General features: G+C 50.1%; 16 protein-coding genes. 10 read left to right on the top strand and 6 right to left on the bottom strand.

Annotation, left to right across the window (positions count from 1 at the left end; genetic code table 11):
• Positions 1 to 15: 15 nt before the first annotated feature.
• Together J3369_RS17850 and J3369_RS17845 are read right to left on the bottom strand one after the other, a co-directional pair.
• Positions 16 to 852 (bottom strand): DUF6689 family protein, encoded by an 837-nt coding sequence (locus J3369_RS17850; RefSeq protein WP_349589481.1) that lies wholly within the window; start codon positions 850 to 852, stop codon positions 16 to 18.
• A 79-nt stretch (positions 853 to 931) separates the two neighbouring features.
• Positions 932 to 3,412: a S8 family peptidase gene (locus J3369_RS17845; protein ID WP_349589479.1), complete on the bottom strand. Its 2,481-nt coding sequence runs from the start codon at positions 3,410 to 3,412 to the stop codon at positions 932 to 934.
• Positions 3,413 to 3,630: 218 nt separating this feature from the next.
• Here J3369_RS17845 and J3369_RS17840 point away from each other — a divergent pair, with 218 nt between their 5' ends.
• From J3369_RS17840 to J3369_RS17815, 6 genes are all read left to right on the top strand, one after another.
• On the top strand, positions 3,631 to 4,704 hold the full coding sequence (locus J3369_RS17840) for a chemotaxis protein (RefSeq protein ID WP_349589476.1): 1,074 nt from the start codon (positions 3,631 to 3,633) through the stop codon (positions 4,702 to 4,704).
• 54 nt (positions 4,705 to 4,758) lie between these two features.
• Complete coding sequence (locus J3369_RS17835; protein ID WP_349589474.1) at positions 4,759 to 5,811, top strand: aldo/keto reductase; 1,053 nt, start codon at positions 4,759 to 4,761, stop codon at positions 5,809 to 5,811.
• A gap of 103 nt (positions 5,812 to 5,914) precedes the next feature.
• Positions 5,915 to 7,051, top strand: a complete 1,137-nt coding sequence (locus J3369_RS17830) for a Na/Pi symporter (RefSeq protein ID WP_502877490.1) — start codon at positions 5,915 to 5,917, stop codon at positions 7,049 to 7,051.
• Positions 7,052 to 7,436: 385 nt separating this feature from the next.
• Positions 7,437 to 8,621: a hypothetical protein gene (locus J3369_RS17825; RefSeq protein ID WP_303574927.1), complete on the top strand. Its 1,185-nt coding sequence runs from the start codon at positions 7,437 to 7,439 to the stop codon at positions 8,619 to 8,621.
• A 390-nt stretch (positions 8,622 to 9,011) separates the two neighbouring features.
• Positions 9,012 to 10,958 (top strand): acetate--CoA ligase, encoded by a 1,947-nt coding sequence (gene acs / locus J3369_RS17820; RefSeq protein WP_119502609.1) that lies wholly within the window; start codon positions 9,012 to 9,014, stop codon positions 10,956 to 10,958.
• A gap of 9 nt (positions 10,959 to 10,967) precedes the next feature.
• Positions 10,968 to 11,609 (top strand): response regulator transcription factor, encoded by a 642-nt coding sequence (locus J3369_RS17815; protein WP_119502608.1) that lies wholly within the window; start codon positions 10,968 to 10,970, stop codon positions 11,607 to 11,609.
• Here the strand turns inward: J3369_RS17815 and J3369_RS17810 are convergent, their stop codons facing one another.
• The 3 genes from J3369_RS17810 to rimK are packed head-to-tail and all read right to left on the bottom strand — an operon-like array spanning position 11,610 to position 14,021.
• The gene (locus J3369_RS17810; RefSeq protein WP_119502607.1) at positions 11,610 to 12,059 is read right to left on the bottom strand and encodes an ATP-dependent zinc protease family protein; all 450 of its coding nucleotides are present in this window, start codon (positions 12,057 to 12,059) and stop codon (positions 11,610 to 11,612) included.
• A gap of 28 nt (positions 12,060 to 12,087) precedes the next feature.
• On the bottom strand, positions 12,088 to 13,116 hold the full coding sequence (locus J3369_RS17805) for a succinylglutamate desuccinylase/aspartoacylase family protein (protein WP_119502606.1): 1,029 nt from the start codon (positions 13,114 to 13,116) through the stop codon (positions 12,088 to 12,090).
• A complete protein-coding gene (gene rimK / locus J3369_RS17800; protein ID WP_119502605.1) occupies positions 13,116 to 14,021 on the bottom strand; it encodes a 30S ribosomal protein S6--L-glutamate ligase in 906 nt (301 codons plus the stop codon). The genes J3369_RS17805 and rimK overlap by 1 nt, the downstream gene beginning before the upstream one ends.
• A gap of 270 nt (positions 14,022 to 14,291) precedes the next feature.
• On the opposite strand from rimK, the gene J3369_RS17795 reads away from it, so the two are divergent.
• Positions 14,292 to 14,951 carry a mechanosensitive ion channel domain-containing protein gene (locus tag J3369_RS17795; protein ID WP_349589467.1) on the top strand — a complete coding sequence of 220 codons (660 nt, stop codon included), beginning with the start codon at positions 14,292 to 14,294 and terminating at the stop codon, positions 14,949 to 14,951.
• Between the two features lie 27 nt (positions 14,952 to 14,978).
• Here J3369_RS17795 and J3369_RS17790 read toward each other — a convergent pair whose 3' ends face one another.
• On the bottom strand, positions 14,979 to 18,428 hold the full coding sequence (locus J3369_RS17790) for a PAS domain-containing hybrid sensor histidine kinase/response regulator (RefSeq protein WP_349589464.1): 3,450 nt from the start codon (positions 18,426 to 18,428) through the stop codon (positions 14,979 to 14,981).
• A gap of 253 nt (positions 18,429 to 18,681) precedes the next feature.
• Here J3369_RS17790 and J3369_RS17785 point away from each other — a divergent pair, with 253 nt between their 5' ends.
• The 3 genes from J3369_RS17785 to J3369_RS17775 all read left to right on the top strand — a co-directional run bounded on the left by J3369_RS17785 (position 18,682) and on the right by J3369_RS17775 (position 22,593).
• The gene (locus J3369_RS17785) at positions 18,682 to 18,948 is read left to right on the top strand and encodes a DUF4212 domain-containing protein (RefSeq protein WP_303574923.1); all 267 of its coding nucleotides are present in this window, start codon (positions 18,682 to 18,684) and stop codon (positions 18,946 to 18,948) included.
• 4 nt (positions 18,949 to 18,952) lie between these two features.
• Positions 18,953 to 20,677, top strand: a complete 1,725-nt coding sequence (locus J3369_RS17780) for a sodium:solute symporter family protein (RefSeq protein WP_303574922.1) — start codon at positions 18,953 to 18,955, stop codon at positions 20,675 to 20,677.
• 83 nt (positions 20,678 to 20,760) lie between these two features.
• Complete coding sequence (locus tag J3369_RS17775; RefSeq protein ID WP_349589460.1) at positions 20,761 to 22,593, top strand: DUF294 nucleotidyltransferase-like domain-containing protein; 1,833 nt, start codon at positions 20,761 to 20,763, stop codon at positions 22,591 to 22,593.
• Position 22,594 lies beyond the last annotated feature (1 nt).

Raw genomic sequence — 22,594 nt, 5'->3', positions numbered from 1 at the left:
AAATGATTCCGGTCCTTACATTACCCGCAACGCGTAGCGCAGGCTGGTCAGCGAGGACAACAGATCGCCTTTTACATTTGTCAGGCTGTCTGATGCCTGCCACACATCCGGCATGGCACCTTTGTCACTGTTTTCAATCACGGTAATTAAGGCGTCAGTCTCGTCCAGGGCGGTATCGTAATCCTGCGAGGACACGGCCAGTGACAAAGAAGACAGTAAGCTTTCCACGGTGCTCAGCAGCGGGGCTGAAATTGAATGACTCTGCGCGTTGACGAAGGCATCCAGTGCTGCGGCTTTGTCTGCCACAATGGTTGCCGGTGTGCGGGTGTCGAGCAGGATCATGAAGTCAGAAAACTTACCAGTGTTACCACGGGCACGGATACTGCCGGCAGATACCAGCGTGGTGATATCTTCGAAAGTGCCGTCTGCGTGTGAAGTAAACAGACGCAAAGGCAAATCCGGAGTGTAATGAATTGCTTTGGTGTATAGTTCTACGGTGGCCATGCCTTCGAAGGCAAAACCACTGCCAGGATCCGGTGTCAGCGACACGATAACCGGAAATGCAGCAGCCGGTGCAATCAGAGCCGAACCCAGCCTGTCTGTGATGGCACTGTCCAGCGGCGAGAGTAACTCTGCACTGACCGATAATGTATTGGCATTCAGGCCAATGACTTTTTCGAAACTGACGGTCAGGTCAACGGCAATGGTATTACTCACCTGAACAGATGCTTTTAACTGGTTGTCTGTTACGGTAATGGTATCGGGAAGTACAGCAACGGCGTTCGCCATTGGTGCCATTGTTAAACACAGTGCAGCTGCGATGGCCAGCGTGCGAACTACTTTTGCTTTCATGTTGTCACCTCATAACTATTGATTAAAAATAAACCAGATGTGGCGTGGCAGCAAGTATAACTACCACGCTTCTGGTACTTTATTGGTAGTACTGGGTGAAGAAACGTGAAGCCAATACTGCGTAGTGCGCCCGTGTTATCATGCCATCCGGATCAAAGCTGGCTGTCAGTGACGGTGTTAAGTCGAACTGACCCTGAGTCAGACCGAATTCAACATTGACCAGCGACAACGTGATTGCCAGTTGCACATAGCCTTTCAGCTCATCAGGAATTGAATCCTGATCGGCGAGCACAATTTGCTCTCCTTTATATTCAACGATGATATCGTCAGCAGGATCAAAAGCGGTCGCCACATCCTGAAGACCAAGCATCTGAACAAAGGAATACGCAGCATCCAGTCGCTTGTAGGTCCCGTAAGTGTTGGCAACATCCATGTCAGCCAACAAAACGGGGTTTTGGGAGCCGTCGGTATCTTTAAGTGCACCACCACTCACCAGAACAGATTCCATATAAGGTTTTTTCGATTTCGGGATACCCGAATGCCCCGGAGCCGGTTCGTTTAACAAATCACGATATTGTCTTACGGCACCGCCCATAACAGCGTAAGTCGCGAAACCGTGACGTTTAAGCTGGCTGTCAGGAGAAAACTTATTCGGGCTCAGACCATCCATTAAGCGTTCGCTGACGGCAAATTCGATGGCGCCGGCGTAAGGGTGACCTTCCACATCATCCATGCCCTGAAACCCGCCTGACAGCTGGTAAGTCACATCAACAGAAAAGCTTTCCGGCAGGCCGGGTCCGTTGGTCAGGCCCAGAGGGTCAGCCTGCACACCGGATAATGACGTCAGACCGTATACATAGACGCCCCAGGTGCCGGCCATGCCGGGGGCAGAAACACGCATGTTTTCACTCAGTACCGGTGTGGTGAGATTGCCGAAATACTCCGTACCGTCAGGGGCAACCAGAACCAGTTTTGTAAGATTCGCCAGCGTGGATGCGGCTGCTTTTACCAGCGCAACATCGTCACCCACTTCAAAATACTGAATATCAGGTTCACCCACCGGTGAATAGAACACATCCAGAGTGGTCACATCATCAGACTCAGTGGTGAGGGAATTCGTATTAAAGGTTTTTTCTGCCAGGTTGTTAACGGTAACGCTGTAGTCCATATCGTAATCCAGAGCAGCAGCCACGGCGGCCTTTGCGTTCACATAGCCGGCACCTACTTCCCAGCGCTCGTAACCCGGCATATTCGTTGCTGTGTCCTGAAGCAGTTTTTTGATCGTCAGATTATCCAGTTCAGGGTTAGCTTCCAGCATGAGTGCAACAATGCCGGCAACATGGGGTGTGGCCATGGACGTACCTGAGATCATGGTGTAGAAGGGCACGTACTCGGCTTCCATTGCGCCAAGGTCGGCATCGCCGCCATTGGCAACAAGGTTGGTAGATGCCCGTGCAGAGATAATGTCCACGCCCGGAGCAACAATGGTCACATCATTGTTGTATGTCCATTCCGTACCGTCAGGCATCGTGAATGAGCCGGACTCTGAAGCCAGGCCCCGTGATGAGAAGTCCGCAAGTTTGCCTGATTTGTCGCCTGCACCCACTGACATTCCCCAGGGGATTTGGGCGTAAGGGTTGTGAGAGTCTTCACCGGGACCATCGTTACCGGCAGCAAATACACTCAGGATCCCCAGTTTATGGGCTTTATAAGTTGCCATGGAAACCGGCCCCAGCGGTTCGTACTTGCCGCTGGAACCCCATGAGTTGCTGATAACTTTAATCGGACTGTCATAGCTGTATAAATTGCTGATAGCGAAATCAAAACCGCCCAGTGAATCAAGAATCAGCACTCCGCCGCCTGAACCGTAACCCACAAGATCCGCATCCGGTGCGGCCCCTTTGTGCTTGCCGTCAGACATAACGCCGTTGCCTGCAATGGTGCCGGCGCAATGGGTACCGTGACCTGAATTCAGATCTGTATTTGGCTGACCTGTTAATGTAAATCCGTTGGTGACACCGGTGAGAGACAGCGCCTGAGCATGGGTGGCTGCCTGCACGTTTTCCACGACTTTATCGCCGAAAAACAAATCCTGATGGGTAGCATCAATACCTGAGTCGTTCACCATAATGGTGACGCCTTTACCCGTGAAGCTCATACCGTTGCGGGTAATAAAGTCGTCACTTTGTAGCTGATCAACGCCTGTGATTTGTCGGGAAACTTCATTGAAAAATTTCACCGGACGGTTGGCAAATACAGAGCGCACTCCGTCCATCGCGGCAATCTGTTCGATTTGAGATTTGGTTGCCAGTACACCGATGATGGGGAGCGTTTTAAACTGCACACCCTCTGTAATGCCTAAATCGAGCAGTTGGCGGATTTGGGTTTCTGCCAGCGGGTCCAGCTGTTCGTAGGTGACTACAGCCATCACAGGCGTATTTTCAGCCAGTGTTGTCAGTGTAGTTTGCATTTGTTCGCCAATGTACGCATCAGCAAGTGCATCTTTTGCCGGAAGTGTTATCATCGCCGCCGCTAAGGCCGAGAGGGTGAATTTTTTCATTTTGTCGCTCCGTCACTTTGTTGTTTACCAGCCAGTATTGGTTCCGGCTTTTTGCTTTTGTAAACACAGTGTCGCTGTTTGCTTTTTGCGCCGCTATAGGGGGTTACCCCCATATGCTTATGTTGAATCGCAAAATGCCGGGTAGTGACAGACGAATGCAACAATCCCTTCACATAGCTGCGTTACCCTGAGATGTTTCCACAAAAATGGTGTTCGCCATGAAATTTGATTCCATTAAGTCCCGCCTGATGTTGATGACCCTGATCTGCGTGTCAGGAATGAGTTTGCTGGTGGTAAACCAGCATTTATTCACTAAGCGCCTCTTCCATTTGCATGAGCAACACAATTTATTGCTGCATCTGGAGCAGGAATTGTTGCAATTAAGACGTCACGAAAAAGACTTCCTGCTGCGACATCAGATGGACTACTATCACCGGTTCACGGCGCGCTCTGAGCGATTTAATAATGATCTTGCCGGGTTGTCGCCGTTGCTGGCCGACTATGCGTTGCCGGTAGAGCAAACCGGCGAACTTGCGCAAAGCATGCATGATTACCAGCGCCTGTTCCGTGAAGTGGTTACCCTGCAAAGTCAGTTGGGGTTAACCCGCCAGTCCGGTTTTCAGGGCAAACTCACTGGCATTGAGGATGACATGTCGCGGGTGCCATTTTTTGCCTATGGTAGTGAGGCTTATCAGCTGAAAGTCGCCCTGCAACTGGCTACCCGTAATTATCTGCTGACCCGTGAGAGCTTTCACCGTCAGGCTGTACGTCAGGCCCTTGAAAAGTTGCAGCATGCGGCGGTGATCAGTAATGACGGGCAGGCACAAACTCTGACGGCAGATTACACACGGGTATTTAATCAACTGGCTGACGCTGTTACGACAATGGGCGTCACCCACAATGATGGCCTGCAGGGAGCCTTCAGGCGTCAGGCCCATGATGTGGAGGACAAGCTGCGAAGTGTGGAAACCGCATTGCAGCCGTTGATCACCGATCAGCAAAACAAAGTCAGGGTGTACAGTTTGTCGATTGCGGCAGTGACATCCATCGCATTGATTTTACTGCTGGTCAAAAGCTTCGCTACATTTCACCGTGCTTTTGCTAATTTCGTGATGTTCTTTTACCGTTGTAAAAGGCAATATCAGAAAATTGATACCCGGCAGCTCGGGTTTGCGGAATTTAAGTCGCTGGCTGAGCTGGCAAACGAGATGGTGGAATCCCGCAGGGATATCGAGAAAAAGCTGGCGAAAGCCGAAGCCCGGCTTCAGGAACAGAATTCTGTGGCGAAATGAGGCTAAGCGGCAGACTGCCACACCAAAATGAATAAGAAACAGGTTAACTGCAATATGAAATATACAACGTTGGGCAGCAGCGGGCTGTCAGTCTCTGAAGTGTGCCTGGGTACGATGACCTGGGGCATTCAGAATACCCAGCAGGATACTGACGGGCAAATGGCTCTGGCACTGTCCAGAGGCGTAAACTTCATTGATACCGCTGAAATGTACCCGATACCGCCGAACGAGCCGACATCCGGTGATACGGAGCGTCAAATGGGCGACTGGCTGAGTCGCAACCAGAGCCAGCGTGAAGAGCTCATCATCATGACTAAAATCGCAGGCAGCGGTATCAGCTGGATCCGTAACGGCGATATTATCAACGCTGAGAATATTGGCATAGCCATTGAAGGCTCGCTGAAGCGTTTGCAGACCAGCTACATTGATGTTTATCAGCTGCACTGGCCGAACCGTACCTCGCCGCATTTCGGTAAGCACTGGCCAGGCAAAGTGGATCCCACCACCATCGATAAAGAAAAAGAAACGGAAGGAATGCGCAATATCCTCAGCGGTCTGAAAACCGCCATCGATGCCGGTAAAATCCGTCACTGGGGACTGTCTGACGACACGCCCTGGGGCATTCATACTTTCCTGCGTTTATGTGATGAGATGGGCATACCTAAACCGGTATCCATTCAGAACGAGTTCAGCCTGCTGCACGGAAAGGATTTACCCTATCTGATTGAAATGTGTCACCTGGAAGATATTGCTTATTTGCCATGGTCACCATTAGCAACGGGAATGCTGGCCGGTAAATATCTGGACGATGCGAGACCGAAAGGATCCCGCTGGACGTATGTTCAGCGTCAGGGGCTGTTCCGTGATAAGCAGCCGGCCCACGATGCAACACGACGTTATGTGGAAATTGCTTCCCGTGCAGGGATTACACCTTCGCAACTGGCGCTGGCCTGGTGTCAGCAGGTACCGGGAGTCACTGCAACTATCATCGGAGCCACCACTGAAGCGCAACTGGCAGAGAACATTGATGCGTTTAATTTAACGCTGGATTCTGCCGTACTGCGCCAAATCGAAGACGTTTACAGAGCGTATCCTGTTCCTTTCTGAGGCATGACTGCCGCGTTCATTTCGCTGTCATAAATCCGCCATACACTTGCTTATCTGAACATAAGTGAGTGTATGCTTTATTATGACGCTATCCCATACCAACATGGAACCGACGGTTGCGGCAGGAACGCCACGTCATTCAATAAAAAACTGGTTTGTACTCCTTGCCCTGGTTTATCTGATGCTGCTGGCAGTATCGATGATTGGCAGTGGCTTTAAATTCGCCACCGCTGACCATGCGCGGGGTTTATTCGAATTTGCCTCAAATCCGGTGATGGGCCTGATCATCGGCATGGTCAGTACCGCCCTCATTCAGTCATCCAGCACGGTGACCTCCATCATAGTTGCCATGGTTGCAGGCGGGTTGCCCGTACCTATTGCTGTGCCGATGATAATGGGAGCGAATATCGGTACCAGTATTACCAACACCATAGTGAGCCTGGGGCATGTAGCCCGCAAAGATGAGTTCAGACGGGCTTTCCATGCCGCGACAATTCATGATTTCTTTAATGTTATGTCGGTGATGATTTTCCTGCCGCTGGAAATGGCGACAGGGATATTAGAAAAAAGCAGTCAGTATCTTGTTTCGCTGCTGCAGATGGACAACAGTGTGGCAATGTCCGGCGTGAATCCGGTAAAGGCGGTCACTGAACCGGTTGTACACTGGGTCACAGAGGGCCTGATGTTCCTGCCGTCTGTGTATCCCGGGGTCGTTAAAATCCTGCTGGGTGTTTTGCTGATCGTGGCATCAATCACACTGATGGGAAAAGTCATGAAAGTGCTTATGGTAGGCAGGGCGAAAGATATTCTGCACACCAGTATCGGCAAAGGGCCGGTATCAGGCATTACTTCCGGGGCTGTAATGACAGTGCTGGTCCAGTCATCGTCTACCACCACGTCATTGATGGTTCCGCTGGTGGGTAGTGGCATTCTGAAAGCCCGTGATATTTATCCGTTCACACTGGGTGCAAATATCGGAACCTGTATTACTGCGCTTATCGCTGCGCTGGCGGTGACCGGCCCGATGGGTGGTGTTGCCATGCAGATTGCGCTGGTGCATCTGTTATTTAATATATTTTCAGTGCTGCTGATATTTGGTCTGCCCTTTCTGCGTAACATTCCACTCAGTCTGTCATCATCACTGGCCGGTCTGGCAGCAGAACGTAAAATTTACGGTGCTGCTTATATTGCCGGATTGTTTTTTATTATGCCGCTGTCCGTGATTTTCATTTCACAGTGATTTACATTCCGCCGCTTCACATCAAACTGAAGCGGCCCTGTCATCCCCGCCGGAAAATGCAGATTACACCGCAAAAAACTCGCAGAATCCGGGTTCATCAACAATAATTAAGTGACTGATTTTATTAAGTCACAGCAAAAACAACAAATGAGCCGGAAAAAGTTCGTATCCTCCCTGAATCGTAAGACTTTGGTCGCAACATTCACGATTTATAGGGTAATCCGCTGTAATTTGTCTCACAATGAAATTGTTTTGTTAATGTTAATTTTTCGTTAGAAGGTTGAGGGTGACGTACCTGTTCGTCCCTTCGCTTTATCCTCAATAAGAAAAAAGAACACCATTTAAAAACCAAATCTGATTTTAAAAATGAATCGGGAGAAAACACATGTATACACGCATTGCAGCCTCGTGCGCACTTATCCTGGCGGGTAGCCCTGTCTACGCTTATGATTTCAGCTTCAAAGGCATGATCAAAACGGAAGTCGTGACATCCAGTCAGGGTGTCGGCAGTTACGGAAGTACTTACAGTCATGTTGCACCAACACATGCACTGAGAACGGATATTTTCGGCGGTGCCCCTGCAACTGCGCAAGAAACGAATTATCTGGAATCCCAGTCTACATCTTTCCAGGCTTCCCAGTCCCGTTTCTCCCTGAATATGAAGCACGATAAAATTCGCGGTGTGCTTGAGCTGGATTTCATTGACGGTGAAGACGGCTTTACTAACCAAACCGCATTGCAGGCGCAGGAGCCAAGACTTCGTCTGGCAACGCTTTATTACGATTACAGCGATAACCTGACGCTGTTTGCCGGCCAGAAATGGTCTACTGCATCAGGGATCAAATCCAGCGGCAGCTACAACTGGGTTGGTAATGGTTACCGCGCAGGTAATTCCGGCTTCCTCGCCATGGAAGCGGGTGCAACTTACAAGGTTGATAACTTAACGCTGACCGGCGCAATCACCGGTAAGGGCCGTAACCTGAGCAGCAGTGGTGTAAATAATAATGAGTTGGGTGGTATGCCGGGCTTCGCTGTTGATGCTAACTACAAAATATCCGGCCACGTCATCGGTTTTGCGGCACACGTAGCCGAACTGCAGTTTGAAGATGAGCCGGGCTATGTTGAAGGCAGTAACCAGGATGCCAACCTCTTTAAGGTGTACACAACACTGAACTTCGGAGCGGTCAGCCTGAATGGTGAATACTACACCGGTGAAGCACTGAACAACCAGAATGCGTTGGGTGTAGCGCCGGCAGTGACATTAAGTGGCGGTGTGGTCAGCGAAAGCTTCTCAGAGAGTGGCTATATGATGTACGCAAGCTGGACGCCGGCAGCAGGGCATAACGTGAAAGTAGGTTACGGTAGTGCGTCGGTAGACTCCGGTGACCGTGATCGCCTGTCTGCAACCAGCCTGAACGAAAACACGACTGCCTATATTAACTATGGCTATCAGGCTACAGAAGGCTTGACCACTTTTGCTCAGTTAACTCACTTTGATACTGAGTATGGTTCTGACTTTGAAAGCTTTACAACCGTGGTTGCACGTGCCGGTGTGATCTTTAAGTTCTGAGGCAATTTTAGCGGCATCCTGCCACCCCGTCTGCTGTCTGCGTGATATTCACTATCAGTTGCGCAAATAGCCGTTGAGGGTGGCACTGTTTATCTGAATTCTTTCAGCTTTTGTTCATCGGGTCTGTTAAGCAATTTATCCGGATTATCTTCTTTTACGCAGTCAGGTTAAAGGTAAGATAATTGTGATTTTTTCGTTATTTTTTCAAAAGAGGATGTATTCCTCTGAATTAACAAACTGGCTGTTGGTCTATGAGACTAAGGTTGTATCTTTTTGTCTTAAAAGAGCAAAATCGCTAAGACCAAAGTCTCATTTTGCTTTACCTTAGAATGGCTACCCTGTTTAACAGACAATTATTACTGGATTAACATGACATCGGAGGCATTATCCATGACTGCCAGCAAGACGTATCCTGTACCGGACAACATTCTGGAAAACACGCATTTGACGCAAGAGCAGTATGATCAGATGTATAAGCGCTCTGTAGAAGACCCGGAAGGCTTCTGGGCAGAGTACGCTTCAACGTTAGAATGGTACAAGAAACCAACTAAAACCAAGAATACGGTATTTGGCGCAGATAACGTTTCAATCAAGTGGTTCGAAGACGGCGAAATCAACGCCAGCTACAACTGCATCGACCGTCACCTGGCGAAGAATGCAAAGAAAACGGCGTTGTTCTGGGAAGGTGATTCCCCTGAAGACAGCCAGGAAATCACTTATCAGGAACTGCATTACGAAGTATGTAAACTGGCAAACGGCCTGAAAAAGCTGGGTGTCGGTAAAGGCGACCGCGTTGCGGTATACATGCCTATGGTACCGCAGGCTGCTTATGCCATGCTGGCCTGTGCCCGTATCGGTGCGGTGCATTCTGTTATCTTCGGCGGATTCTCGCCTAATGCAATCGCTGACCGTATTAACGACAGTAAAGCTAAAGTTGTTATCACTTGTGATGAAGGCCGCCGTGCAGGCCGTTCTGTCCCTCTTAAAGTGAATGTAGATAAAGCGCTGGCCAACGGTGCGTGCCCGTCTATCACTAATGTCATTGTACACAAGCTGACCGGCGGCGATGTTAACTACAACAGCGACGTTGATGTGGTGTGGGACGAGCTTACTGAAGACTGTTCAGCTCAGTGCGAACCGGAAGTCATGAATGCGGAAGACCCGCTGTTTATTCTGTATACATCCGGCTCAACCGGCACGCCTAAAGGTGTAGTGCATACAACCGGTGGTTTCCTGCTGTATTCATCCATGACTTTCAAGTACGCCTTTGATTATCGTGAAGATGACATTTACTGGTGTACAGCGGATGTGGGCTGGATCACAGGTCACAGCTACATGGTTTACGGACCAATGATCAACGGTGCTTCTCAGGTATTCTTTGAAGGTGTGCCTACTTACCCTGACGTACGCCGTATTGCTCAGGTAGTAGAAAAGTACAAGGTGAACAGCCTGTACACAGCACCTACTGCAATCCGCGCTCTGATGGCCCATGGTGAAGCGCCGGTGGAAGGTTGCGATTTGTCTTCTCTGCGTCTGTTAGGGTCTGTGGGTGAACCAATTAACCCGGAAGCATGGGAATGGTATTACCGCGTGATTGGTCAGAGCCGTTGTCCCATTATGGATACCTGGTGGCAAACAGAAACCGGCGGCATGATGATTACTCCGCTGCCGGGGGCGACGCCACTTAAGCCGGGTTCGGCTTCCCGTCCGTTCTTTGGCATCCAGCCTGCGCTGTTTGATGCAGACGGTAATGATCTGGAAGGTGCCGCTGAAGGTAACCTGGTGATTAAAGACAGCTGGCCGAGCCAGGCCCGTACTGTTTACGGTGACCATGAGCGCTTTATCCAGACTTATTTCAGTGCCTACAAAGGCGTGTACTTTACCGGTGACGGTGCCCGTCGTGATGAAGACGGATACTACTGGATCACTGGTCGCGTGGACGATGTACTGAACGTTTCCGGTCACCGCTTAGGTACTGCTGAAATTGAAAGTGCGCTGGTGGCTCACCCTAAAGTGGCTGAAGCTGCGGTGGTGGGTTATCCCCACGATATCAAAGGGCAGGGTATCTATGTGTACGTTACCCCTAACGAAGGTATTGAGCCAGACGAGGCGCTGACGAAAGAACTGCGTGCGTGGGTACGTCAGGAACTGAGCCCGATTGCCACACCGGATATGATTCAGTGGTCCCGCGGACTGCCTAAAACTCGCTCAGGTAAGATTATGCGCCGCATTCTGCGTAAGATTGCCGCTAACGAGCATGAGCAACTTGGTGATACCTCAACGTTGGCGGATCCTTCCGTTGTTGATACACTCATCGAGGAGCGCTTAAACAAATAAGGGAAAAGAATGATAACGCTGCTGATTGCTGATGACCATCCGCTGTACCGGGATGCACTGCGGGGAGCGTTATCGTTAACCCTGCCGGATCTCATTCTACGGGAAGCCGGCGATCTGACTACCACGGTCGATATCCTCGAAAAAGAAGATATCGACCTGCTTCTTCTCGATTTACATATGCCCGGCAGCCATGACATGTTTGGTCTGGTGCACATCCGTAAACTTTATCCCGAGCTTCCTGTGGCCGTTGTGTCCGGTACAGAGGACGCTGCCATTATCTCTAAAATTGTCGGCGTAGGCGCGCTGGGATTCATTCCGAAAACAGCCAGTTCCGGTGATATCGCTAATGCTGTACAGTCTATTCTTGACGGTGATATCTGGTTACCGGAATCGGTAAGTGAAAAGATTGAAGAGGTCGACGAAGCGTTTTCTGAACTGGCCGACAAAGTGGCCTCGTTAACACCTTCTCAGTACAAGGTGCTGTGTTACATGCGGGATGGTTTGCTGAATAAGCAAATTGGCTATAACCTGGATATCGCAGAAGCAACAGTAAAAGCACACGTTACCGCTATCTTTAAGAAGCTGGGCATTAACAACCGTACACAGGCGGTACTGATTGCCTCCCAGCTTGAGCTTGAGCCGCCGAAATAATTATCCGGCGGGACGTTTTTCCGTCAGTATGAATTCATGTTCCGGGTCTACAATAAAGCGCCCGTTCATGGCTTCTCTGCCAAACAACATCAGATAAGTCATTTCACGCCGGTCGGTGAGTGTTAACTGGATTCGCCAGGCTTCACCGGACATCACCACTTCCGTGTCGATAACATATCTGCGCTCCAGGGTTGCCGTGGAGCTTTTCACCTTCTTGCGGGCGACGACTTTCGCCTCACGGCGCACAATGCTGTCTACATTGTGAATGTCAGGATGAATATCGAAACTCACCCATAAATCGCCGTCACGGTCGAACTCGTCGATATTATCGACATGTAATGACGACGTTGCCGCCCCCGTATCGACCCGGATTGTCAGGTCGTTAATGGTCAGCTCGGGTAAATCACAATATTCCAGTGCACCTATCAAGCGTTTTTGTTGCTCTTGCATCAGTGATCCTCTAACAAAAGTAGTCAACCTAGGGTTGGGATTGTTCGGTTGTTACCAGGTTATCCTGTAGTAATTCTACGTGTTCAGCCACCGTGTCCGGTTGTTTGAAGTAGCCGATGTGATAAATCGCTTCGCCTTCCTGCGCCAGCGGAATATTCTGTTTACCTACAATTACACCATCCATAGGACTGTACATAATTTCCAGTACCTCACCGAAAGGATTGGAAATCGTCGCCAGCTTGTCACCTTTAACAATATGGTCACCTAACTGGGCGATATGATTCACCAGGCCACTTTCCGGTGCCCGCACCCAGCCACTTTCTCTGGCAATAAAGCGTTTAATGTCGTGACCTTTACTGCGACTCTTGTTCAGCATGCCCACGTGGCGCATGGTGTTAATAATGCCTCTTACGCCGGCGCGGATAGAAAACTCGTCATAACGCAGTGCCTGGCCAGCCTCGTACAACAGAATTTTTACGCCATCTTCGCTGGCGGCCTGACGCAGACTGCCATCTCTCAAATCTGCGTTCAGTAATACCGGTACACCAAATGCTTTCGCCATCCCCAGCACTTCCGGATCGTCCAGGTTCGCGCGGATCTGCGGCAGATTACTGCGGTGTATGGCACCGGTATGCAGGTCGATGCCGATATCACACTTACTCACCACTTCTTTAAAAAAGAGGTTCGCCAGACGGCCTGCCAGAGAGCCTTTTTTGCTGCCGGGAAAGCTGCGGTTCAGATCTCTGCGGTCAGGCAGGTAACGCGACTGGTTCAGTACACCGTACACATTCACCATAGGAACAGCGATAAGTGTTCCGCGAAGCCTTTCAATCGCTTTGGAGTGAATAAGACGGCCTACAATTTCAATGCCATTCAGTTCATCACCGTGGATAGCCGCCGACACGAACATAGTCGGGCCGGGTCGTTTACCACGTTTTACATAGACCGGAATACTCATGTTGGTAGCGGTATAAAGCGGCGGCATTTCAAGCTCAATCTTTTTGCTTTCGCCGGGCAGAATACGCTGACCACCAATTTCCAGTGCTTTTTCTGCCATTAACCTTTACCTCGTGTACGGGTGTTGCCCGGTTTTGCTGATTTGGCAATAAAGTCGATAATCATGCCCGCCACATCTTTTTTGGTGGCTGCTTCAATACCTTCCAGACCCGGTGACGAGTTTACTTCCATCACCACCGGTCCATGGTTAGAGCGGAGAATATCTACACCACAGCAATTCAGACCCATGGTCTTTGCCGCTGCAATAGCCGTTTTTCTTTCTTCCGGTGACAAGCGCACCAGACTGGCTGAGCCGCCCCGGTGCAGGTTAGAGCGGAATTCACCGGGCGCCGCCTGGCGTTTCATGGCCGCAACCACTTTATCACCGACAACGAAACAACGGATATCAGAGCCACCGGCTTCTTTGATGTATTCCTGGATCAGAATGCTGGCATTCAAACCCATAAAGGCCTCAATGATTGACTCTGCGGCTTTCTGGGTTTCCCCCAGTACCACGCCAATACCCTGAGTACCTTCCAGTAGTTTAATCACCACCGGTGCGCCACCCACGTTTTTAATCAGATCTTCAATGTTATCCGGATGATGGGCGAAGCCTGTACGTGGCAAACCAATGCCTTTACGGGATAACAGCTGCAATGAACGTAATTTGTCCCGCGAACGGCTGATAGCAACCGATTCGTTAATACTGTAAGTCCCCATCATTTCGAACTGACGGACAACAGAGGTGCCGTAGAAACTGACTGATGCACCGATACGGGGTATTACTGCGTCATAGAACGGCAACCGCTTACCTTTGTACCTTACTGAAGGCCTGGCACTGGTAATATCCATGTAGCAGTGCATGGTGTCGATAATATCGACTTCATGGCCTTTCTCTCTGCCTGCTTCCAGTAGCCGGCGGGTGGAGTAAAGTTTAGGATTGCGGGACAAAATTGCGATACGCATAATTTTTATTACACCTGTAATGGTAAAATAAGGGCTGCTGCATCCGGCGAACAGGTGCGGATGAAAACACAGACAGACCAAAGCTTTAGTTAATAATATAATACGAACCGGACATAAGAGGTGATATAATTTTGCCTCTTTGCCATTTTCATTTTTTGTCGTGTCGATAACTCAGTATAGGTTACCCGGTCAGGGGTTGTCCGGTTTACTTTTTTTCCGGTTTTTGTGCCCGCGAAAACGCGACAATTAACATCTGTTCAGGAACTTACCATGCAGTGGTTGGAACAAGTGACGCGCTGGCTGGAAACTTACCAGACCAACGTGATTTGGACAGCGGTCATGCTGTTGCTTTATTTGCTGATGACCCGTTTTGCCATCCCCCGTCTCGAAAAGAATGTAGAAAAGAGTAAACTCAAATCTTCCAGTGCGTTGAAAGGGTTGTTTACTGCCAGGATTTTAAGTGCCACCGTCACCCTGGCGTTAATACTGATTGCCTGGGGTGTGGATATTTCCGGCCTGCTGGTACTGTCTACGTCAATTCTTACCTTACTGGGTGTCGCCCTGTTCGCGAACTGGTCGCTGATCAGTAACGTTACCGCATACTTTATTCTGCTGACGAATGTGACATACCGGCGGGGGAACTATGTGCGTATTCTCGATGGCGACAACTTCATTGAAGGTTACATAGCCGACATCAATTTGTTCAACACCCGTCTGGTCACGCAAGATCGAGAAACGGTGCTGTATCCGAATAACCTTATCCTTACCCGGCCTGTTCTGGTTAATCCGAAGGGGCGCTGGGGAACATTAGGTAAGGTTACTGCCGCTAATGGTACGAACGTGCAATCAGCCGACAGCCAGACGCCGGTACAGCCTGTTCAGACCACTTCACCCGTTCAGGGCGAGGTGCAAACCCCGCCCAAAGCGTAAATTTTTTCTCCGGAGCCAGCCGGCAATCTACTGCTGCCGTGGCTCCCTGCGGCTATCTTTTATATGCCGGGTCAAACTTTGTAATAACGCTCTCAGTTTGGCAGGTTTTAAAGGCTTGGTGAGGTAGTTCACGCCCTGTTCTTTACACTGTGCAATCAGACTTTCTTCATGATTAGCCGTGACCAGGGATGCCGGCACGACGATATCCAGATGCCGGCGGATAGCCTCAATCAGATCAAGCCCGTTCTGGCCCGGCCCTAACTGATAATCCATTAACAGAATTTGTGGCGAGAATATATCTGCCTGACGTATGGCGTCGTCCCAGTTGTTCGCCAGCACGACTGTTACTCCCCATTTTTCCAGTAAGGTTTGAAGCGCATCCAGGTTCTCCTGCTGATCATCTACGCACAATACACGGACCCCTCTGAAGGTCGAAGAGCGGCTCAGCTTGGCGGGGTCAGTCTGACGGCGGGGCGACGCACGGCCCATGGTCAGGGTGAAACAACTGCCTTTGCCCGGCACAGAGGACACCTGTATCTTGCTTTGCATCTGCTGACTGAGTCTGCGGACTACCCCCAGACCCAGGCCAACACCGTGTTCTGCGGATTCGTGGGTACGGTAAAAGTCACTGAAAATCATGCCCTGTTGCTCAGACGAGATACCGATACCTGTATCCCTGACTTCAATCAACACACGATCACCCCTTGGGCGCACGGTGAGCAGTACCTTACCGGATTCTGTATACTTCACTGCATTTGACAGCAAGTTTTGCACAATACGGTACAAGAAGGTTTTGTCGCCGAGTACCCAGCAGTCCCGGATCCTGGCCCGCAACTGGAGACCTTTTTCCCTGGCCCGCATACCCATTTCGTCAGTTAACTGCGACAAGAGGGCGGGAAGGTTTACGGCTTCCACAGAAGGTTTCAGCTCCCCCTGGTCCAGACGGGATATGTCGAGCAGGGTGCCGATAAGCGCTTCACTGGAGGTGACAGAATGATTCAGCTTCGTAACGATATCTTTCACCGGTGCAGAAAGTTCAGCTTCTTCCAGCGCGGTCACATAAAGCTTCGCTGCATTAAGTGGCTGCAGAACATCATGACTGGCCAGCGCCAGAAAACGGGTTTTGCTGGCGTTAGCATCTTCTGCGGCTTTTCTTGCGCGGATAAGTTCTTTTTCTGCTTCTGAACGGCGCTCGATTTCCAGTCGCAATTCGGCATTGATGGAGTGCACTTCTTCCGTACGCTTTTTAATTCTGGCTTCCAGGTTGATGTTCGACTCTTCCAGCGCCTGCTGAATTTCGATGTGACCGGTGATGTCATTGAAACTGGTTACGAAGCCGCCGCCGGGTAACGGGTTGCCGACCATTTCAATCACACGGCCATCACTGCGCTGGCGGGTAAACCGGTGAGGCGTACCGGAGCGTAAATGTTCCAGCCGTTTTTCTATCTGGATTTCCACATCACCGGCACCGAACTCACCTTTTTCGGCGTTATACCGCACCAGCTTTTCAATCGGCGTACCCACTGCCAGCATGCCGTCAGGATAGTTATATAACGCGGTATAGCGTTTATTCCAGGCAACCAGGTTCAGGTGCTTGTCTATCACACTGATCCCCTGATCCATATTCTCCAGCGAAGTGAGCAGGGCAGTCATGTTGAACTGCATTGCCTGAGTCGTATCGTCGAAGAAGTTAATGATTTCGGTGAAATCCAGCTTCTTTCCTTTCAGGATGGAGTCGATTAACGCTTTAGCACTGGATGCACCGATTACGCCGCCCAATGCCCGTTCGGAAAATGCCATAAAGGACTCATCGGGCGTTTCGTCACGGTTAATTTTGCAGTGATTCAGTTGCTGATATTCTTCCACCAGTTGCTCACACCGGCCGCTGCCCATAAACGTGGACAACAGAGTAATGAGGTCAGCAATGGTCACATGGGTGTTGTGCCGGCGGTTCGATGCCGTTCTGTTATCTGCCGGAGAAACAAAGGCTTCAGCCTGGATCCGGTCAACTAATCTTGCAGGGGCAAAGAGCGAGAAGCCGATATAGGCAGCAAAATTTGCAGCAAGGCTGATTAGTGCTCCCTGGCTGATTTGCTCGTTTTGTTGCAACGTGGTCGCGCTGTCATTCACCAGCGGCAGCACCAGCCACAGTACCCAGGTAACCAGTCCGGCAACCAGACCGGCATACACACCGTGAGCATGAGCACGTTTCCAGTAAAGCCCGCCAACAATGGCAGGAATGAGCTGGATCACCAGTGAAAAGGCAATCAGACCGATGGAGTGCAGCGAACGGCTGTTGGTCATTTGCTGGTGGTACAGAAAAGCCAGCAACAGAATAAGGCCAATGACAATACGCCGGATCAGCCGGATACGCCGCCCATAATCTTTATTGCCCGGGTTACTGTGTTTGGTTAGCAGAACCCGCGGCAGGATCACGTCGTTTGTCAGCATGGTACTTAAGGTCAGTGTGGCGACAATGATCATGGCGGTGGCGGCCGACAGCCCGCCAATAAAGACGATGATCTGCAACAGCGCTGACTCCGAGTAAATTGCCATGCTCAGTACATAGGTATCGGGCTCCACATTCTGCCCTGCAAATATGGCATTACCGGCAATGGCGATGACGGGTATTACAGCGGCGGTGATCCCCAGATACAGGGGAAAAAGCCAGCGTGCTGTTTTCAGGTGGCCCAGGCTCAGGTTATCTATAATTGCCACGTGAAACTGTCTTGGCAGGCACACTACCGCCGCGGCGGCCATGATTGTCTGGGATATAAAGGAGTAAGAGCCGAACTGCGACAGGGCTTCGTCGCTGAAAAAGGTATTGAACTGCTCAGGATTATCAGTGGCTTGCCAGGCGCTGTAACCCACAATGGCCACCAGCACCAGCGCGGTCAGTTTGATACTGGATTCGAACGAAATGGCCAGCATCAATCCCCGGCGGTACTCTGTAACATCGGTTTGTTTTGTGCCGAAATAAATCGCAAAGATCGCGATAAACAGGGTTGCCACAATAATGATGAAGTGGCTGTTCGGTTGCTGCGTCAGTAGCTGAAATGTTGAACCGATGGCCTTAAGTTGCAGCGCGATATAAGGAATGGTCGCCAGCAGTGCAATGAGTGTCACCAGCAGCGCCACACCCTGACGTTTGCCGTAGCGCGAGGCAATAAAGTCGGCAATGGTATTGATGTGCTGCTTTTTACTGACCAGCGTCATTTTATAAATAAACTTATAGCCCAGCACGTAAACCAGTACCGGCCCTAAAAGAATAGGCAGATATATCCAGGTGTCGCGACTGGCAGATCCGACCGCACCAAAGAACGTCCAGGCGGTGCAGTAAATGGCCAGAGCAAGGGAATAGATAGCGGGATGAGACGTCAGCCAGCGTGCGGTGGGTGAGTTCTTGTCTCCCCAACTGGCAATATAAAAAAGAAAAAACAGATAAACCAGTGCAAGTGAAACCCAGGCGAATGTCATGGTTTTATATACATCCTTTTAACATGTCTGTATGTATTATACTCACTCTATAATCCTCCTACCTACGACCATGGTCTCATTCCTCGAAAGCCAAGCCGCGACTAGAGTATAGAAAAAGCGAGACCCGACAGGGTTTTTGCGTGGTTTTTGACAAAAGTAAACAGAAAAAAGATTACTGAGGCCACACAAAAATCCGGTCGTTAGATAAATGTAAAAATAAAACATCCACTTAACCTGACATGAGGACGGAAAGATGGCATTTAGAAATGAAGACGACAAGCAGGCGTACTGGAAGGAGAACCTCTCCCTCCTCGCCAAATTGTTGGTGATTTGGTTTGTTGTGTCATTTGGCGCAGGCATCATTTTTGCCGATGCACTTAACCAGATCCAATTCTTTGGATTCAAACTGGGCTTCTGGTTTGCACAACAAGGTTCCATTTATGTATTCGTAGTACTTATTTTTGTTTATATGGCAAAGATGAATGCACTGGATAAAAAATACGGCGTAGACGAGGAGTAGGCCCATGGATGTTCAATTACTGACCTTTATCATCGTCGGCGCATCTTTCGCCCTGTATATCGCCATTGCGATTTGGGCCCGTGCCGGTTCAACTACTGACTTTTACGTAGCAGGTGGTGGTGTACCCCCTGTCGTGAATGGTATGGCGACAGCTGCTGACTGGATGTCTGCTGCCTCATTCATTTCCATGGCCGGTTTGATTTCCTTTATGGGATACGACGGTGCCGTTTACCTGATGGGCTGGACCGGTGGATACGTACTGCTGGCACTTTGTTTAGCACCTTACCTGCGTAAATTCGGTAAGTTCACTGTACCGGATTTCATCGGTGACCGCTACTACTCGCAGACTGCCCGTACCGTGGCGGTATTCTGTGCCATCTTCGTTTGCTTTACTTATGTAGCAGGCCAGATGCGCGGCGTGGGTGTGGTATTCAGCCGCTTCCTCGAAGTAGATATCGTAACCGGCGTGGTTATTGGTATGGCAATCGTATTCTTCTACACCGTACTGGGTGGAATGAAAGGCATTACCTATACACAGGTTGCTCAGTACTGCGTTCTGATTTTCGCTTACCTTGTACCTTGTGTGTTCATCTCCATGATGGTTACCGGTCATATCCTGCCACAAACTGCATTCGGCGCCACACTGGCCGACGGGTCGGGGATATATATGCTGGAGAAACTCGATAGTCTCTCGGTGGAACTGGGCTTTAACGAGTATACCAGCGGCACTAAGAGTACCATTGATGTGTTCTTTATCACCTTCGCCCTGATGGTAGGTACAGCCGGTCTGCCACACGTTATCGTTCGCTTCTTTACCGTACCTAAAGTACGTGATGCCCGTAAATCCGCTGGCTGGGCGCTGCTGTTCATCGCCATCCTGTATACCACTGCGCCGGCACTGGCTTCCTTCGGTCGTGTAAACATGATTGAAACCATCAACGGCCCTGATATGGCGGGTACTGATTATGCCGAGGCTCCGGCGTGGATTAAGAACTGGGAAAAAACCGGCCTGATCACCTTTAAAGATAAAAACGGTGACGGCAAAATGTTCTATGCAGCGGGTAGCATTGATGACCCAACAAGCAAGAACGAAGTGAATGTTGACCGTGACATCATGGTACTGGCTAATCCTGAAATTGCGAATCTCCCGGCATGGGTTATCGCATTGGTTGCTGCTGGAGGGGTAGCTGCGGCGCTGTCTACCTCTGCGGGTCTGTTGCTGGTAATTTCCACTTCAGTGTCCCACGACCTGCTGAAACGTAACTTTGCACCGAATATTACCGATAAGGCTGAGCTGTTCTATGCCCGTTTGGCTGCCGGTGTGGCGATTGCAATTGCCGGTTACTTCGGTATTAATCCGCCGGGCTTCGTAGCACAGGTGGTCGCCTTTGCCTTCGGCCTTGCTGCCTCCAGTTTCTTCCCTGCTATTATCATGGGTATCTTCAGCAAGCGCATGAATGGTGCAGGGGCAATCTCTGGTATGGTGGCGGGTATTGCGTTCACTGCGGCCTATATCATTTACTTCAAGTTTGTGAATCCGGCAGCGAATACGGCTGATAACTGGTGGTTCGGTATTTCACCTGAAGGTATCGGTACGCTGGGTATGATTGTTAACTTCGTGGTTGCCTTCGTTGTCTTCAAGATGACCGGTGAAGCGCCTGAAGAAATCCAGCAAATGGTAGAGGATATCCGTTATCCGAAAGGTGCAGGTGAAGCGTCAGCGCACTAAAACCTGTTGCACTTAACTACTGACGACAGAAACTGTAAAGCTCATCCTCAGCGGTGAGCTTTATTCTTTTTGAGGATTAAACAATGAGCGTTGTGCCACAACAAGTCACAGACTTTCTGAAAACCTCTGCACCTTTTGATCAGTTAAACGAAGAGGAGATGATTAATCTGGCGAAACAAGCCAGCCTGATTTACCTCACTGCTGACAACACAGAGACGTTGCTGAAGGAAAATGAAGGGCGGTTGTTTCTGATCCAGAATGGTCAGTTTTCGGTGAAAGACGCAGAGCAGAGTGAACGTCACCTCAGCGAGGGAGACTATTTCGGTTATCCCAAATTGCAGGATAACATAGATTACCCCTTGTCGGTAAAAGTCGATAAACCAGGGCTGGTGTATTGTTTCACCGCCGCTGCGTTTCATCGTGCCCTGAGTTTCCCTGCGATTGCTGATTTCTTTCACGGTACCCGTACCGGCGCATTGCAAAATCAGGCTGTCGTGGAATCTAACTCCATGTGGCTCTACAAGGCACTGCATGAGGTCATTGAACATGAGCCTGTTCAGGCGGCAGAATCTGTCAGTATTCAGCAGGCCGCGCAAATCATGTCGGAAAACAAGGTGTCTTCTTTGCTGATCACCCGTGACGAAAAGCTGGTAGGCATCGTAACCGACAGAGATCTCCGCAACCGTGTAGTGGCAAAAGGCGCTGATATTTCTCTGTCTGTTGCTGACATTATGACGGCTACGCCGGCCATGATTCATCAGTACCGGACGATGTTTGACGCTATGGCACTGATGAGTGAACGTAATATCCATCACCTTCCGGTGGTGGACAGGAACAGCCGTAAACCACTGGGAATGATCACCGCATCAGATATTGTCCGTCACCAGCGGGGTAACGTGCTTTATATCATCGGTGAATTGTCGAAAGCCGATAATCTTTATGAACTTACCCGCCTGTCCTGGCAAATGCCACACTACTTTGCCACCCATGCAAAACGGCCCGGTGACTTTGATATTGCCGGTAAAGTATTGTCTCAGGCAACGGATATTATGACCCGCAAACTGATACATTATTACCAGCGGGAACATGGACCGGCACCGTTGCGATACAGCTGGGTGGTGTATGGTTCTCAGGCCCGTGAAGATCAAACAATGGGCTCAGACCAGGATAATGGTCTGTTACTGGAAACCACGCCCTCAGACAGTCAGGCAGACTACTTTGCAGGCATAGCGGATTATGTGTGCAATGGTCTGGCGAAGTGCGGTATTAAGTTATGTGACGGCAATATCATGGCATCGAATCCGGAATTGCGTTTGTCACTGGCACAGGCTGAGAAGGAAGCCGGTGAATGGGTCAGGCAACCTACGCCTAAAGCGATTATGCATTTTAATATTTTTCTGGATGCCCGCTGTGCTGCGGGAGACGCAGAGCTGTTCAGAAAGATGCAACTTGTCAGAGTGCCGCTTTTGAAGCAAAAGATGTTTCTGGCTGCGCTGGCGCGTCACAATAATGATATTCCCGTCCCTCTCTCGATGTTTCAAAAATTTGTTTACGAGAAAGGTTACGAAGAAAAGGATGTGATTGATTTGAAGGTTAAGGCCATCGCAATCATCAATAATCTTGCCCGCATTTATGCGCTGGCAAACGGCTTAACCATGCCCTCTACACTGGCACGGCTGGCGGCATTGCCGTCAGGTTCCGGATTGTCGACTAAAGATGCGCAAAATCTCCGGGATATCTGGCTGTTTCTGAACCGTCTGCGCTGGCGTCATCAGTTGTCCGGCAATGTCACAGACAACCGGGTATCAGTCTCTTCATTGTCATCCATAGAAAAGCATCAGCTTAAAGCCGCGTTTAAGGCTATCGACAGAGCGCAGCAGGGTGCGGTGATGAATTTCTCCGGAGGCATGAGCTGAC

This window comes from Alteromonas sp. NFXS44, assembly GCF_040148705.1.
In the GTDB taxonomy this organism is placed as follows: domain Bacteria; phylum Pseudomonadota; class Gammaproteobacteria; order Enterobacterales; family Alteromonadaceae; genus Alteromonas.
The sequence above is the reverse complement of the archived record's forward strand: the minus strand, read 5'-3'. Positions and strand labels throughout refer to the sequence as shown.